This window comes from Hamadaea sp. NPDC051192 (assembly GCF_040682475.1).
In the GTDB taxonomy this organism is placed as follows: domain Bacteria; phylum Actinomycetota; class Actinomycetes; order Mycobacteriales; family Micromonosporaceae; genus Hamadaea; species Hamadaea flava.
Genome location: NZ_JBFBAZ010000077.1, coordinates 1 through 14910 on the forward strand (window position 1 = coordinate 1; position 14910 = coordinate 14910).

Below are 14910 nucleotides of genomic sequence, written 5' to 3' on the forward strand. Positions count from 1 at the left end.
GGCCCGGGCCACGCTCGGGACGGCCGGCCGGCGTCGCCGGACGGGCCGCCGGCGTACCCGGCTTGGGCGGCATGAACGTGGGCTTGGGACCGTCGCCGGACGGACGGCGGGTGTCCCGCTGTTGGGCCGCCTGCTGAGCCGCCTTCACGGCGGCCTCCTGCTCGGCCTTGAGAGCCGTGGCGCGGGCTTCCGCCGCCGCGACCTCGATGTCGTGTGCGCTCTTCCCCATCGGGGTGGCCGCCGGGGTAGCCGGGGCCTTCGGCTTCGACGGAACCGCCTTCTTCATCGGCGGAGCCGGCCTCGCCGACACCCGGGAATCGCTCGCGGTCGCCGCGGCCGGTGCGCTCGGCGCGGACGGGGCGCCACTGGGCGCCGCCGAACCGGGGCCGAAGACCTCCTTCAGCCGACGGGCGACGGGAGCTTCCACGGTGCTCGACGCGGACTTCACGAACTCGCCCATCTCCTTGAGCTTGGCGAGCACGATCTTGCTTTCGACGCCGAGCTCCTTGGCGAGCTCGTGTACGCGGGCCTTGCCTGCCACTGCACTCCTCACTCCGAGGCCGTGCGGGCGGCAGCCCGCAGCGACCTCACTTGTGCACTTGAAGCCTGGTCATTTCAGGGACTTCATCGTGTGCTCATGTCGGTCGTCCTACCTTGCTCTACATCCATCCGCAGGCGCGGTGCCCCGGAGGGTGCCTCATGATCCGGTCAGGCGGGCCTTCCCGCCGTGGATCGCCTCGCTGAGCGGGGTGATGTCGCAGACACCCGCGACTCTCAACGCGCGCCCGAAGGCGCGACGCTTCTCCGCCAGAGCGAGACATGCCGGGATGGGGTGCAGATGAGCTCCCCTACCCGGCGCCCTGCGAGTCGGATCGGGCACGACCCGGACCGCGCGCGATCCCCCGATGTCGGGAGATCCTGGCAAGTCAGAGTCGATCGCGATCGCGACGAACCGCAGCAACTCGGAGGCCGCCGCTCGTTGCCGACAGCCGACGCAGGTCCGCACCGGACGCGATGTGCCGCGCCCTGCTTCACGTGCTGTATCACGCGCTGAACCCGCGTCGCCCGACACCGTGCGACGTTCCACCGAGAAAGTCTACCCCTAGGCCCGGCCGAAGGCTCAGGCCGGTTCGGCTTCGTGATCCAGACCGCGCGGCGGGCGCGGCGTACCCGTCTCCGGAGTGTCCGAGCGGATGTCGATCCGCCAGCCGGTGAGCCGGGCGGCCAGCCGGGCGTTCTGCCCTTCCCGCCCGATCGCCAGCGACAGCACCTCACCAGGCACCGTCACCCGCGCAGCCCGTGCCGCGAGGTCCACGACCTCGACCTTCACCACCCGGGCCGGCGAGAGCGCGTTCCCCACGAACTCGGCCGGGTCGTCCGACCAGTCGATGATGTCGATCTTCTCGCCGTGCAGCTCGCTCATCACCGCGCGGACCCGCTGGCCCATCGGGCCGATGCAGGCGCCCTTGGCGTTGACCCCGGGGACGGTCGAGCGTACGGCGATCTTGGTGCGGTGACCCGCCTCGCGGGCGATGGCGGAGATCTCCACCGTCCCGTCGGCGATCTCCGGCACCTCCAGCGCGAACAGCTTCTTCACCAGCGCCGGGTGCGACCGGGACAGGGTGACCTGCGGACCGCGCGGACCCTTGACCACGTGCACGACGACGCAGCGGATCCGCTCGCCGTGCCGGTACACCTCGCCGGGCACCTGCTCGGACTGCGGCAGCACCGCCTCCAGCTTGCCCAGGTCGACGGAGACGATGCCCTTCTCGGACCGGGTCTCGTGAGCCTGGATCACGCCGGTGACCAGGTCGCCGTCGCGGTTCACGTACTCGCCGAAGTGCACCTCGTCGGTGGCCTCGCGCAGCCGCTGCAGGATGACCTGCTTGGCGGTCATGGTGGCGATGCGCCCGAAGTCGTGCGGGGTGTCGTCCCACTCCCGCAGGATCGCGCCCTCCTCGTCGACCTCCTGGGCCAGCACGGTGGCGGCCCCGGTCTTGCGGTCGATCTCCACCCGGGCATGCGCCTCCGCGCCCTCGGTGTGCCGGTAGGCGGTGAGCAGCGCCGACTCGATCGCGGCCAGAATCGTCTCGAACGGGATCTCCCGCTCTCGCTCCAGCGCGCGAAGCGCGGCCAGGTCGATGTTCACTGCTCCTCCACGTCTTCTTCGTCTACTTCTTCGTCAACCCCGTCGTCACTGTCAGCGATCTCTTCCAAGTCGTCGTCGGAGATCTCGTCAAGCCGGTTGAACTCGATCTGCACCCGCCCCGGCCCGAGCCGGTCGAGTGCGTACGCCTGGGTGGTCACCGACTTCTTCTCGGCGAGCTCCAGCGTGACGCTCGTCTCGTCCGCCGCCAAGACCCGGCCGGTCACCTGCTTATCAGTCTTATGCGCGGAATCCTTCGCCGCGGGGTCGCCGTGGATCTTCACCGCCACGAGCCGGCCCACCGCCCGGCGCCAGTGCCTCGGCAGGGTCAGCGGCCGGTCGACGCCGGGCGAACTGACCTCCAGCTGGTACTCGCCCGGGACGATCTCCTCGCCGGACTCCTCGGCGGCGTCCAGTGCGTCGGCCACCGCCCGCGACAGGTCGGCGATGGTGTCCAAATTCACTCCGCCGTCGCCGTCCACCGTGACCCGGAGCTGATGCCGCCGGCCCACCTGGCGTACGCCCAGATCTTCGAGGTCGTAGCCGGCCTTGGTGAGCACCGGCTCGATCAGATCGCGTACGCGGTCACGAACCTCGGCCAACTGAGCCGGCGAACGACGCGGGGCGGCCGGGACGCTCGGGGGCGCGCTCCGGCGGCTACGCTGTGCCATGAGCGGACCCCTCTCCTGAAGATCTGGTGCCGACTGATCGATGATCGTCAGTCGGCCGGTACGGCGCGCGCGGAACACGGCTGCGCAGAGCGTAACGCGCTCCGACTACCGAGCGTGAATCGGCGCGCCCAGCCTGCCGGTCGCGCTTGGCGTGCTCGATCTGATCGTGTTCACTTGTCCAGATGCGCACACCGGACGGGGCTAGCGGGACGAGCCGTCGTGACCTGCTCAGAGCCCTGGCGGCGGTCGGCGCGGCCGGTGTGCTGGCGGGGTGCGACCTGCTGGCCGGGCCAGAACCCGACCCTGACCCCCTGCTCGGGCTGCTCGCCGAGACCCAGGCCTTACTGACCGCGTACGACCAGGTGATCGCGGCGGGTGCGGCGAACGCGGCGAAGCTTCAGACCATCCGGGCGACGCACGAGGCTCATCTCACCGCGTTGACCGCGATGATCAGCCCGCCCAGCCCGACTGCGACGCCCTCGGCGGCGACCACCGCCGACTCGGTGGCCGACCTGAAGAAGGCGGAGACCACGGCGGCGAAGACCGCGTACGACGCCTGCGTGGCCGCCGTTCCGGCGCGCGCGACGTTGCTCGGCGAGATCGCGGCCGCCCGCGCGACCCACTTGGCGGTGCTCTCATGACGAGTCCTTCGGCTGCGCCGTCGGCGTCCGAGGCGCCGCTCAGCGCCGACGGGACGGCCCGCCTGTCCACCGCGCTCGACTTGGAACACCAGGCCGTGTACGCGTACGGCGTGCTCGGGCCGTATCTGAGCGGCAGTCTCCGGACCTCTGCCCGGACCGCCGAGGAGACGCACCGCACTCGGCGGGACAAGATCGAAGCCCTGCTCGGGGACGCCGCGCCCACCGGCGCCGCCGGGTACGCCCTGCCGCAGCCGGTCAAGGACAAGGCGAGCGCCCTGGCGTTGGCCGCACTCGTCGAGGACGGTGTGACGACGGCGTACCGGGCGGCGTTGGCCGCGACCTCGGGCGGCAATCGGAAGATCGTGCTCGACGCCATGATCGACGCCGCGAATCGGGCGGCCGCCTGGCGACGGGCGGCCGGGACGACACCCGGCACGGTGTCGTTCCCCGGCCGCCCAGCCTGATCCGCTTCGCCCGCGTGACCCGCCGCGTCCGGCCGACCCGCCGCGTCCGGCGTCGAACCGGCGGTCAGCGGCGGGTCGGTGGCGGAACAGCGGTGGTCAGCGGCGTTCGATCGGCAGCCGCGAGCGGGTGAGCAGTCCCGCCCCGACCATCGCGACCACCGGAACCAGCACGACGATCCCGAGTTGCACCCAGGGCACCACCATCGGCAGGTCCAGCGGAATCGGCCAGACCCGCAGGCTCTGACTGCGGTTGACCCCGGCGATCAGCGCCAACGCCCCGCCGATGCCCACGGCCAGCCCGAGGATCGTGCCGACGCCGGCGATCACCCCCGACTGGCTGAGCGACATGAACCGGCGTACGCGTGGCGACGCTCCGATCGCACCGAGCGTGGCCAGGTCGGCTCGCCCGTCGGCGGCCGCCAGTCCGGTGGCGATGGCCGCCGCGGCCAGCGTCACCAGAGCCGAGGCCAGGGCGAGCACGATGAGGAGGATGTCGAGCCGGTCGTGCCCGGTCCGCTGCACCGTCGCGTACGCGAGCTGGCTGAACTCCAGCAGCGCGGAGTTGAGCTTCTCCTCCTCGGCCGAAGTCGGCATCCGGTTCGTCGCGGCGACCAGGTAGGCGGGCTGCGTACCGAGTCCCAGCTTCGCCAGGGAGTCCGTGCCGATCACGAGGTCGAACCCGTGCACGCCCGACCGCAGCACGTACGCGGGCACCTCGACCGGCGTACCGCGTTGGTCGCCCTTGCTGTCCGAGATGATCGGGGCGACCTGGACCTTGCCGTCGACCACGTAGCGCGGGTCGGTCACCACGACCGCCCCGGAGCGCAGCGCCGCCGTCGCCTGAGCCAGGTCGTCCGCGGTCGCGCCGGTGACCAGCGGCAGGTGCGACCCGTCGTCGACGACCACGCCGAAGGCGGAGCCCAACATCAGGTCTTCGTGACACCGCTGGTCGGCCCGCGCCCGCGCCTGGTCCTCGGCCTTGGTCGGCGCGTTCTCGAACGGGCACTTCTCCCGGTCGGGCAGGACCAGATCCAGCGCGCAGTACTTGTCCGCGTCGGCCACCGCACAGGACAGCCCGTTCACCACGGCCGTCTCGCGTACCGACAGGATCTCGCGGATCCGCCCGTCGAGCCGGGCCGTCGTGGCCGCGTCCATCGACTTGGTCCCGCCGGTCGGGTTCAGGTCCATGAGCCGGACGGTGGCGTACCCGTCGGGCAGCATCGGCCGCGAGTACGCCTCGCTGCGCACGGTCTCGGCGTTCATGTAGATGCCCACCATCACGCTGCCGGTGACCACCGCCATGACCGCGGAGATGGCCGGAGCGGCCGCGGCACGGTTGCGAGACGCGTCCCGCATCGCGATCCGCGGCGCCAGCGGCAACGCCCGGCCGAGCCGGCCGAGCAACCCGACCAGGGCCGGGGTGACCACGACGAAGCCGAGCTGGGCGAGTACGAGACCGGCCAGCAGCAGCTGCGAGTCGGCGAGCATGGTCGCGCCGCCGCTCGCCGCGACCCCGGCCGCCATCATCGCCAGGCCGACGATGATCCAGCGGCGCCGGGACCGGGTGATGCCCCGCCGCCCGGACAGCGCGGTAACGACGTCCTGACGAGCGGTCGTGACGGCGGGCACCAGTGCCGCGAGCAGCCCGGTGACCACGGCTAGGACGAGTCCCGCCGCCAAGGCCGAGGGGAATACGCGGAAAGCTCCGCCGCGCGCCCCGAGATACTCCTCCAGGAACGGCCGGCCCAACGCCGCCAGCAGTACGCCGAGCAGCAGGCCGGGGACGGCCCCGACGACGCCGAGCACGACTCCGTCGGCCAGCATGATCCGGCGCAGCTGTTTCGGCGTACCGCCGTTGGCGGCGACGAGGGCGAGTTCCCGGCGGCGGCGTCGGGCGCCGACGGCGAAGGCCGGAGCGCACAGGAGGATGACCTCGAAGACGATCAGCCCCACGACGATGGTGCTCAGCGCCAGTTCCTCGGTTCCCCCGCCCGGGCCCTGTTCCATCGGCGTACCGAACAGCTCGACGCGCGGGTCCACCCAGACGCCGACCTGGTTGAGCTGCTTCACGAGGTCTGTCGTCACCCCGCCGGGGATCCCGATCAGCCACGATCCGCCGCGTTCGTCGTTGCGGGTCAGCGCGGCCGGATGGAACAGGATCATCTCGCGCAGGTCGTCCGGGAACTCGACGAGGCCGACGACGCTGAGCGTGCGATCGCCGTCGAGCGTACGCACACTGCCGCCGACGCTCACGCCCAACCGGTCGGCGGCCTGCGGCGACAACGCCACTTCGCCGTCCTTCGCCGGACCGCGTCCGGAGAGGAGGGTCACCATCCCCTCGCTCAGCGGATCGCCGAGGTCGACATACCGCGCCTGCAGGCCCGCGATCCCACTCGGCGTACGCATCCGCAGCTGCATACCGCTGTTGTCGAGGAACGAGACCTTGCTTCCCGACGGCAGCATCGACAGCAGGGTCTGGTCGTTCTTCGGTCTGGCCGGCCCGCTCGGCGGCTGCTGCGATACGGCGTTGGCGTCGCCGAACTGCTCAATCGGGACGTCACTGGACCAGTTCACGACGGCGTCGGCGCGGCCCATCTGCCGGGTCGCCTGCTCGTCGGGGGTCAGGCCGAACGTCTTGTAGGTGACGGCGACGAAGGCCAGCGCCACCACCGGCGCGCCGATCAGGGCCGCCACCATCGCCGAGCGTCCCTTGTGCCGCCGGGCTTCCCGCCGGGCGAGTCGCAGGGAGACCCGCCACGACTTCCACCAAGTCGTCATCCGGCCGTCTCCAGCAGCGCGGCCGCGTCGGCGGCGCCCACGGACGTGTCCACGACGACCCCGTCCCGGAGGAACACCACCCGGTCGGCCCACGCCGCGTGGCGGGCCTCGTGGGTCACCAGCACCGCCGCCGCCCCGGAATCCACCTTGGATCGCAGCAGGCGCAGCACCGCCTCACCGGTCTGCGAGTCCAGCGCACCGGTCGGCTCGTCGGCCAGCATCAGCCGCCGCTGCCCCACCAGGGCACGAGCGATCGCCACGCGCTGTTGCTGACCACCCGACATCTCGTCGGGGAAGCGTTCGGCGTACCCCTCCAGACCGACCTCGGTCAGCGCGGCCTCAGCCAGCGGACGAGCCTTGCGTGGCGCGACGCCGTCGAGTTCGAGCGGGAGCGCGATGTTCTCCGCGGCCGTGAGGCTCGCGAGGAGGTTGAGATCCTGGAAGACGTAACCGAGGCGGCGCCGCCGCAGCCCGGCGAGCCCGGACCGGTTGAGCGTGCCGAGATCGACGCCCTCGATGACGACCGAGCCCGTGGTGGGCGAGTCGAGCCCGCCGGCCAGGTTGAGCAGGGTCGACTTCCCGGAGCCGGACGGGCCCATGACAGCCACCAGCTCCCCCGGCGCGACCGCGAGGCTGACCCCGCGCAGGGCGTGTACCTCGGTCGCGCCCTGGCCGTGCGTCCGATGCACGTCCCGCAGCTCAAGCACGCTCATGGACGGTCTCCTCCGCAGCTTGCTCGGTGGCGACCGGCGTCGCCGTGGGGACGAACCGGACCAGCGACGACTCGCAATGGTCGAGCCACCGCAGCTCCGCCTCGGCCTGGAAGATCAGCGAATCGAGCACCAGCCGCCACGGCAGCTCGCCGTCGCTCTGCTTGAGCCGGGTGTACTGCTGCAACGTCCGCATGGTGGCGCTGCGCTGGGTCTGCACGACCGTCTGGACATCGACCCCCGGCGTGGTCAACGCGAGCGCCAGCTTGATCGCCAGCTCGTCCCGTGGCCGGTCGGCGTGCGCGATCGGCGTGGCGAACCACAGCGCCAACTCGGTCCGGCCCTCCGGGGTGATCTCGTACGGCCGCTGCCCCCCGTCGTGCTCCGGCAGCGCCCGCACCAGACCGTCCCGCTCCAGGCGGGTCAACGTGGTGTAGACCTGCCCGATGTTCAGCGGCCAGGTCGCGCCGGTCTCCGCCTCGAAGGCGGACCGGAGCTGGTAGCCGTACATCTGCCCGCGTTCCAGGAACGCGAGCAACCCGTGTCTGATGGACATGACTACTGAGTATGCATACCGAGTATGCGACGGTCAACCCGAGCACTCTGACCTGCGTGCGCACGTTCGTGCGCATGCCGTGCGATGCGCACGAACGTGCGCACGAGTCAGGACCAGGCGGACAGCACCTCGGACGGGCCCCAGACCACGTCCAGCCGATCCGCGACCACCTGAGGTGCCAGACCGTTGAGGGACACCACCATCAGGCCGCTCTTTCCGGGGGTGAAGCCGGGAATCTGGACGACTGCGTTCATCAGATCCGCAAGGTCGTGGCCGTCGAACGGCGTACCGATCCATTTGATGGAGCCGCCGAGCAAGACCGATTGCGCCACCGGCGCGCGATCCGCGCCGACCAGGTCCACCTCCGGGTTGAACTGACGGTTCCACCATCCGCCGACGGATTGGACCGGCCACGGCAGGCCTTCAGCGATCGCGACAAGCTCCACCGCCTCGCGCACAAGCGGCTCGACCGCCCGCCCCCGCCACGCCTTCCATCGCCGTTGCACCAGCTTGTACGCCGCCTCCGCCCGCCCGCGCCGCGCCTGTTCCTGGGCTGTTCGCAAGATCGCCATGTACAGCCGGAGGTTGCTGTCGGCGACGCGATACAACACCGGCTTTCCCGGCTTGGTGGACAACGGCTCGTCGACCGCCAGCACCCGCTTCTCCTCGCGGAGCCGGCGAAGGAGCGGAGTGAGCAGACCTGATGAGAGCGGCGTCAGGGCTCCGCCCGCAGTCGCCGCGATGTTGGCGAAGGTCCGGTCACCGCCCCCGATCGCCTCCAGAACCCGGCGAGCCTGGTCAGGCGCGGGAAACTCGGCCAGGAGAGAGGCCTCCGGAATGCTGAACACGGCAGCGGCCGGGTCAGCGCACTCGGCCTCCAGGAATCGCAGCGGCGGCGTACCTGACGGCCAGGAACGGATGATGCCGGGCAGGCCGCCGCAGATGAGATGAGCATCGATCGCGTCCGCCCCGTCGAGGCCGAGCGCTCGCGCCGTCTCTCCTGGGGTCAGCGGGCCCAGCACCAGGGCGTCCGCCCGCCCGAAGAACGGCCGGTCGTACGCCGTGAGCCGCTCCATCATGTGGATGTCGCTACCGAGGAGGAGCAGCAGGACGGGCTTGGTCGACAGCAGTCGGTCCCAGGCCGTCTGAAGCGCGCCGTCGAAAGCCTTGTCCTGCTCGGCCAGCCAGGGCACCTCGTCGACGACCACGACCGTAGGCCGATCGGGCAGGACGTTCGCGAGCGCGCGGAACGCGTCGGGCCAGCCACCGGCTCCGGCGGGCACCAGGTCCGGGTTCCCAGGGATCGGCGAATCCCGCAACTCCGACAGGAAGGTCGCGACGGCCTCGGCTGCCGAAGCCCCCTTCGTCGCGGTGAAGTACACGTAGGGAACGTCGGACCGGTCGCAGAACTCCTGCACGAGCCGGGACTTGCCGACCTGGCGCCGGCCGCGGATGGTCATGGCCAGCCCGGCACCGTCGGACTGAACACGATCTAGCCGTTTCCGCAGCAGGGCGAGCTCGGCGGCTCGACCGACGAATGAGGCGACCATAGGTAGATCCAATCTACGTAGATTCATTCTACGTAGATTCAATCTACCTAACCGGGGGGCGATATGCGCCAGGAACCGCGGGCTGACCGTTACCGACCTGGGCAGTGCCCGCTGACGGGCGGACCGGACGCCACATGCAGATCAGGGATATGCAGGCTTCCGGTGGCCCCGGAAGGATGCATATCCCTGATCTGCGACGAAAGTCAGTGGGAGTTCTCGTTGTTGAGCCGGTGGAAGATCGCCTCGGGGTCGACCTTGGCCTGCGCGGAAAGCCCGATCAGGATCTCCTGCTCGCCGCTTTCGAGACCCGCGACCGCCTGGCGGACCAGCTCCGGCACCGGCATGCCGCCCTGGGTCGAATTCGGATCGTCGCGCAGCTCCGCCCCGATCGTGGTGTCCACCTTGGGCGGCAACACCTCGATGACGTCGATGCCCCGCTCCCGAAGCTGGTAGCGCATCGAGATGGACAGCGAGTGCAGCGCGGCCTTGGTCGCGCTGTAGACGCCGATCTCGACGAGCGGGGTGAACGCCAGCGCCGACGTCGTGTTCACGATCGCCGGCTTGGGGCGGGTGGCGAGGTGGTCGACGAGCAGCGAAGCCAGGTGCAGGGGCGCCAGGAGGTTGATCTCCAGCTGCTGTTGCGCCTTGACCAGGTCGATCGGCTGCGTGACGTCGAAGCGGTATTGCACCGCCGCGTTGTTGAAGATCACGTCGAGGTCGGGGTGCTCCTTCACGACCCACTCCGCGAGCTCCACCCGCTGCGCCGCGTCCTCCAGATCGCACTGTCGCGCGTGGATGCGCGGAGAGAGCGCGCTGACCTCGGCCAGCCGGGCCTCGTCCCGCCCGAGGGCGATGACGGTGTTTCCCAGCTCGGCGAAGCGCAGCGCCAGCGCGCGCCCGATGCCGTTGGACCCGCCGGTGAGCAGGATGGTCCGGTCGTTCAGAATCATCGAAGCCTCACCGTACGGGCATGCTGAGCTGGGGGTTCTCGTCCTGGATCATCTGGATCGCGTGTTCGACCGACTTGATGAGCACCTGCTTGGTGGACTCACGGTGCCGGGCGTCGCACTCCAGGATCGGCACCCGGGCGGGCACCGCCAGCGCTTCCGCGATCTCGTCGACGCCGTACCGGCGGGTGCCGTCGAAGATGTTGAGCGCGACGATGTAGGGCAGCCCGCGACTCTCGAAGAAGTCGATGGGCGCGAAGGAGTCGGCCAGCCGGCGGGTGTCCACCATGACCACCGCGACCAGCGCACCCCGCATGAGTTCGTCCCACATGAACCAGAACCGGGTCTGCCCCGGCGTGCCGAAGAGGTAGAGGATCAGGTCCGACGCGATGGTGATCCGGCCGAAGTCCATGGCCACCGTGGTGGACTCCTTGCCGGGCACCTTCGAGGCGTCGTCGATCCCGACTCCGGCGGAGGTCATGATGGCCTCGGTCGTCAGCGGGGTGATCTCGGAGACGGTGCCGACCAAAGTGGTCTTCCCGACGCCGAAACCACCCGCGATGACGATCTTCGCGGACGTGATCTGCTGCGAGGGCCCCGTGGTGTCAAAGCCTGCGTAGTCCACTTAAGACCCTTTCCAAGACGTGCAAACGATCGTTGACGCTCTGTTCCCGAGCGATCTGGTGCAGGTCGAGCAAGCCCTCGGCGACCATGTCGGCGACGAGCACCCGGGCCACACCGAACGGCATCTGAAGCAACGCGGCCACCTCGGCCAACGAGCGGGGAGCGCCGTCACACAAGCTCGAAATCCGGTTCTTGTGCTGACCGGCGAACCGGCCCTCTTGCCGCCCCGCGGGAGTGGTGACGAGCACCGACTCGATCGCGATGTCCTGCCGCGGCTCCGTCCGGCCGCGCGTGACGGCGTACGGACGCACCAGGGCGCCCCGCGGATCTCGGCGGAAGCCTTCCTCGTCAGGCTGAGCCACGACTCGCCACCCCCACTCTCACGACCCTCGCCAAGCCCTACGACTGCCGGGCGAACTCGCGGGTGCCCGGGGTGAGCGCGCCGCCCACCCGGTCCACCAGCAACGCCATCTCATAGCCGACCTGGCCGACGTCGGAGCTTCGCGCCGCGAGCACCGCCAGGGCCGAACCGTCGCTCACCGACATGAGGAACAGAAAACCCGCGTCCATCTCGATGATGGTCTGCCGAATCGGCCCGCCGTCGAACGCGCGGGACGCACCCTCGGTCAGGCTGATCACCCCGGCCGTGATCGCGGCGAGCTGGTCCGCTCGCTCCTCGGGCAAATCCTGCGTCGCGGCGAGCAGCAGTCCGTCGGCGGAGACCGCCACGACGTGCGCCACGCCAGGCACCTGGTAACTGAAGTTGTTCAGCAGCCAGCTGATGTTCTGCATCTTCGGGCCGGTCATCGACGTTCCTCATTCTGTGCTCTGCTTTGCTGCGGAGTGGACAGGTCGTCCCGCCCGCGCTGCACCCCACGGGTGTACGCCGACAGCAGGCCCTGCACCTGTTCGGGCGTGCGCTTGACCCGGGCGGGCGCCGGTTGATCGACACTGCCGGGGACGAGGTTCGCCTGCGGCGTACGGATCGGCAGCCCCGACTTCGTCGTGGTGGAGGTGTCCGGTGCCGCAGCCGCAGCCGCAGCGCGCCAGCCGGTGTCGGCCGTCGTCTGCCAGCTCTCCGTCGGCGGGGACTGCCAATTGTCCTGGCTGGACCCGGTCTGCCAGCTGTCCTGGCCGGACGGTTCTGGCCTGGTCGCCGACGTCCGCGGCAGGTCGTCGTGCGTCGCCCGGAACTGCGCGGGCGGCGCGCCGGCGCTGGGCCAGTCGGACCGCGCCGTCTCCTGCCGGACTGCCGCCCGGGCGGTGACCCTGGCCGGCTCCGGCCGCTGCGGCGCCTGCTGCTGCGACCAGGGTTCCGACACGGTCGGCGACGTGGTGGTGGAACCGAACCAGGTCGCCTGCATCTGACGGAAGATCGGCAGCTCGGTGGTGTCGTCCGAAGCTCGCATCGGCGGCGCGATTGGTGCGATTGGCGCGATTGGCGGGCTCTGCGCGATCGGCAGGCTCTGCGTCGCCGTCGCGGTCGGAGCGGACACCGGGACCGCCGATACCGAGATCGGCATCGAGGTGTTCGGATCGCCGGAGATCCGCTGTCCCGGTACGCGAGTCGGCAGTTCCGGCTCCCGGAAACCGACGGGCTCACGGGGCGCTTCCCGAGGGGCGGGCGGCGCCTCGCGCGGCGGCGACGGCAGGGCGGCGTGCCGGCCGCTCTCCTCGATGGCCAGGTGACGCCGCTGACGCAGCGCGTTGTCCGCCGATCGCGGCAGCACCAGGATGCTGCGGGGCAGCACCAGGCCGGCGGTGATTCCGCTGTCCGCGTTGCGGCGCAGCTCGGCCTTGATGCCGTAGCGGTGGGCCAGCCGGCTGACAACGCCCAGACCCATCATCCGGAACGACGAGACGTCGACCGATGCGGGCTGGTCGAGCCGCTCGTTCACCGACTGCAGCTGCTCGTCGGTCATGCCGAGTCCGCGGTCCTCGACCTGGATCAGGACGTAGTCGCCGATGCGGCGGGCGTCGGCGACCACGACCGTCCCCGGTGGGGAGAATCGCGTGCCGTTGTCCATCAGCTCGGCTGTCATCCGGACGACGTCGTTGACCGCGTGCGCGGCGATCGCCGTGTCGGCGTCGACCGTGCTGAACTCCACCCGGTCGTACAGCTCGACCTCGGACTGGGCGGCGCGGAGCACGTCCTCCAGGCCGGCGTCCTCCCGGCGGGCCGGGCTCGCGTCGGCGCCCGCGAGGACCAGCAGGTTCTCGTCGTTGCGGCGCATTCGGGTCGCGAGGTGGTCCAGCCGGAACATGCGGGCCAGCCGCTTGGGGTCCTGCTCGTGCTGCTCGATCGAGTCCAGTTCGGCGATCATCCGGTCGACCAGGGTCTGCGACCGGCGGGCCAGGCTCAGGAACATCGCCGACACCGTGCCGCGCAGGACGGCCTGGTCGGCCGCGATGCGCACGGCTTCCCGGTGGACGACGTTGAACGCCTGCGCCACCTGCCCGATCTCGTCCTTGCCGCGTACCTGGATCTCGTCGCGCACTTCGGAAGCGAGTTGATCGGCGCTGCGTTCGTCGAGGCCGCGGGCGTCCCGCAGCCGTTCGACCGTCTCGGGGAGGCTGCGGTGCGCCACCACGAGCGCGCCGCCACGCAGTCGTTCCAGCGACCGCACCATCATCCGGGCCACGTACGCCGCCATCAGGATGGCGAGCAGCAGCGCCGCGATGAGCAGTGACGACTCGATGATCGCCTGCCGGGTCACCTCGGCGGACAGCGCGTTGATCGCGTCGCCGAGCTGCCACTCGAGCCGCTGCTGCGCGTAGCGCATCAGGTCGACCTCGGCTCCGATGGCCCGGGACGCCTCCATCGCGGCTTCCATCCCACGGTTGCCGCCGCCCCGCGAGCGGCTCACATCGTCGGCCGCCGCGTCGGCGAGCACGATGGCGTCACCACTGACGAACGTCCGCGCGGTGGCCCATTGCTCCGCGCTGGCCTGCCGGAGGAAGTCCTGGAAGGCCTGCTGTTGGGTGGTCAGCGTGGCGAGGAAGGTCGACTGTTGTTCCTCGCTGATCGCGCTGCTCTGGGTCAGCGTCACGAACGCGACCGCCTGCTGTTCGGCCGCGGCGCCTTGGGCGGCGGCGAACGCGGCGACGGCGCGCGCGCTCCCGGTCAGGTCACTGCCGACGCCGATCTCCTCGGCGGCGTCAGTGATGTAGCCGGTCATGTCGGCGAGGATGGCGGAATACCGCAGCACGACCTGGGCCACCGTGGTGTCCTTGCGGGCCTGGGCTTCCTTGCGGATGTCGGCCAGACCGTCCAGGTGGGTGTCGATGCGGTGCAGCGGCGCCTGGAGGGAGCTCGGCGGGTCGTCGAGCGCCTTCAGCGCCTCCCGATAGGAGCCGACTTCCGCGTCGGTCTCCGCCATCGGAGCGCTGAGGCTGTTCGCGTCGGCCGAGCTGTCCGCGACGAATCGCGCGAACGCCATCCGTTCGTGGTGCAGGGCGTAGCTCAACGCGGTGACCCGCGAAGACAGTGTCGTTAGATGATTGGACAGTCGCGCATCCGCCGCACGCTGGCCGCTGTCGACCAGTCGCGCCGCGGCCAGGCCCACGGTACTCAGTACCGGGACCAACAGCACGACCGCCAGCTTCGTCCGGATCCGCGCGTCGCGCAGGCTCACACGTGGCACGGCGCCGATTCCACCATGTCGGGTCCGATCGCGACAAGCCGAACGGAGCAGATTCCCAGTATCATGGACCGATTTCCTCCGTCGCCCCGCGAAGATCATAAAGTGGACTGTCTGAAGTCGACAGACTAGGGCACCCCGACTTGACCCGCTATGGCAGGGCTGGCAAGGTGTGCTCGGTT

The 14910-nt window shown here is 70.4% G+C and carries 15 protein-coding genes; 2 read left to right on the forward strand and 13 right to left on the reverse strand.

The window, feature by feature from the left end; translation table 11 throughout:
• The 4 genes from AB0M47_RS27120 to rimP form a co-directional block, all read right to left on the reverse strand.
• Positions 1 to 541, reverse strand: a 541-nt coding sequence (locus AB0M47_RS27120; RefSeq protein WP_363418965.1) for a translation initiation factor IF-2 N-terminal domain-containing protein, incomplete at its 3' end; no start/stop codon positions are given.
• 156 nt (positions 542 to 697) lie between these two features.
• The gene (locus AB0M47_RS27125) at positions 698 to 1006 is read right to left on the reverse strand and encodes a YlxR family protein (RefSeq protein WP_363418967.1); all 309 of its coding nucleotides are present in this window, start codon (positions 1004 to 1006) and stop codon (positions 698 to 700) included.
• A gap of 114 nt (positions 1007 to 1120) precedes the next feature.
• A complete protein-coding gene (gene nusA / locus AB0M47_RS27130; protein WP_363418969.1) occupies positions 1121 to 2149 on the reverse strand; it encodes a transcription termination factor NusA in 1029 nt (342 codons plus the stop codon).
• On the reverse strand, positions 2146 to 2817 hold the full coding sequence (rimP, locus tag AB0M47_RS27135) for a ribosome maturation factor RimP (RefSeq protein WP_363418971.1): 672 nt from the start codon (positions 2815 to 2817) through the stop codon (positions 2146 to 2148). Before rimP ends, nusA begins: the two co-directional genes overlap by 4 nt.
• Before the next feature lie 182 nt (positions 2818 to 2999).
• Here rimP and AB0M47_RS27140 point away from each other — a divergent pair, with 182 nt between their 5' ends.
• Together AB0M47_RS27140 and AB0M47_RS27145 are read left to right on the forward strand one after the other, a co-directional pair.
• The gene (locus tag AB0M47_RS27140) at positions 3000 to 3458 is read left to right on the forward strand and encodes a twin-arginine translocation signal domain-containing protein (protein ID WP_363418973.1); all 459 of its coding nucleotides are present in this window, start codon (positions 3000 to 3002) and stop codon (positions 3456 to 3458) included.
• The gene (locus tag AB0M47_RS27145; protein WP_363418975.1) at positions 3455 to 3922 is read left to right on the forward strand and encodes a ferritin-like domain-containing protein; all 468 of its coding nucleotides are present in this window, start codon (positions 3455 to 3457) and stop codon (positions 3920 to 3922) included. The genes AB0M47_RS27140 and AB0M47_RS27145 overlap by 4 nt, the downstream gene beginning before the upstream one ends.
• Before the next feature lie 96 nt (positions 3923 to 4018).
• Here AB0M47_RS27145 and AB0M47_RS27150 read toward each other — a convergent pair whose 3' ends face one another.
• The 9 genes from AB0M47_RS27150 to AB0M47_RS27190 form a co-directional block, all read right to left on the reverse strand.
• Positions 4019 to 6700, reverse strand: a complete 2682-nt coding sequence (locus AB0M47_RS27150; RefSeq protein WP_363418977.1) for an FtsX-like permease family protein — start codon at positions 6698 to 6700, stop codon at positions 4019 to 4021.
• On the reverse strand, positions 6697 to 7413 hold the full coding sequence (locus AB0M47_RS27155) for an ABC transporter ATP-binding protein (RefSeq protein WP_363418979.1): 717 nt from the start codon (positions 7411 to 7413) through the stop codon (positions 6697 to 6699). The genes AB0M47_RS27150 and AB0M47_RS27155 overlap by 4 nt, the downstream gene beginning before the upstream one ends.
• Positions 7400 to 7966, reverse strand: coding sequence for a PadR family transcriptional regulator (locus AB0M47_RS27160; RefSeq protein WP_363418981.1), 567 nt, complete (start codon positions 7964 to 7966; stop codon positions 7400 to 7402). The genes AB0M47_RS27155 and AB0M47_RS27160 overlap by 14 nt, the downstream gene beginning before the upstream one ends.
• Before the next feature lie 107 nt (positions 7967 to 8073).
• The gene (locus AB0M47_RS27165; protein ID WP_363418983.1) at positions 8074 to 9543 is read right to left on the reverse strand and encodes an ATP-binding protein; all 1470 of its coding nucleotides are present in this window, start codon (positions 9541 to 9543) and stop codon (positions 8074 to 8076) included.
• A 176-nt stretch (positions 9544 to 9719) separates the two neighbouring features.
• On the reverse strand, positions 9720 to 10466 hold the full coding sequence (locus tag AB0M47_RS27170; RefSeq protein WP_363418985.1) for an SDR family NAD(P)-dependent oxidoreductase: 747 nt from the start codon (positions 10464 to 10466) through the stop codon (positions 9720 to 9722).
• Between the two features lie 7 nt (positions 10467 to 10473).
• The gene (locus AB0M47_RS27175; RefSeq protein WP_363418987.1) at positions 10474 to 11088 is read right to left on the reverse strand and encodes an ATP/GTP-binding protein; all 615 of its coding nucleotides are present in this window, start codon (positions 11086 to 11088) and stop codon (positions 10474 to 10476) included.
• Positions 11069 to 11449 (reverse strand): DUF742 domain-containing protein, encoded by a 381-nt coding sequence (locus tag AB0M47_RS27180; RefSeq protein WP_253756877.1) that lies wholly within the window; start codon positions 11447 to 11449, stop codon positions 11069 to 11071. The genes AB0M47_RS27175 and AB0M47_RS27180 overlap by 20 nt, the downstream gene beginning before the upstream one ends.
• 37 nt (positions 11450 to 11486) lie before the next feature.
• Positions 11487 to 11894, reverse strand: a complete 408-nt coding sequence (locus AB0M47_RS27185) for a roadblock/LC7 domain-containing protein (RefSeq protein WP_363418989.1) — start codon at positions 11892 to 11894, stop codon at positions 11487 to 11489.
• Complete coding sequence (locus AB0M47_RS27190; RefSeq protein WP_363418991.1) at positions 11891 to 14731, reverse strand: nitrate- and nitrite sensing domain-containing protein; 2841 nt, start codon at positions 14729 to 14731, stop codon at positions 11891 to 11893. Before AB0M47_RS27190 ends, AB0M47_RS27185 begins: the two co-directional genes overlap by 4 nt.
• Positions 14732 to 14910 lie beyond the last annotated feature (179 nt).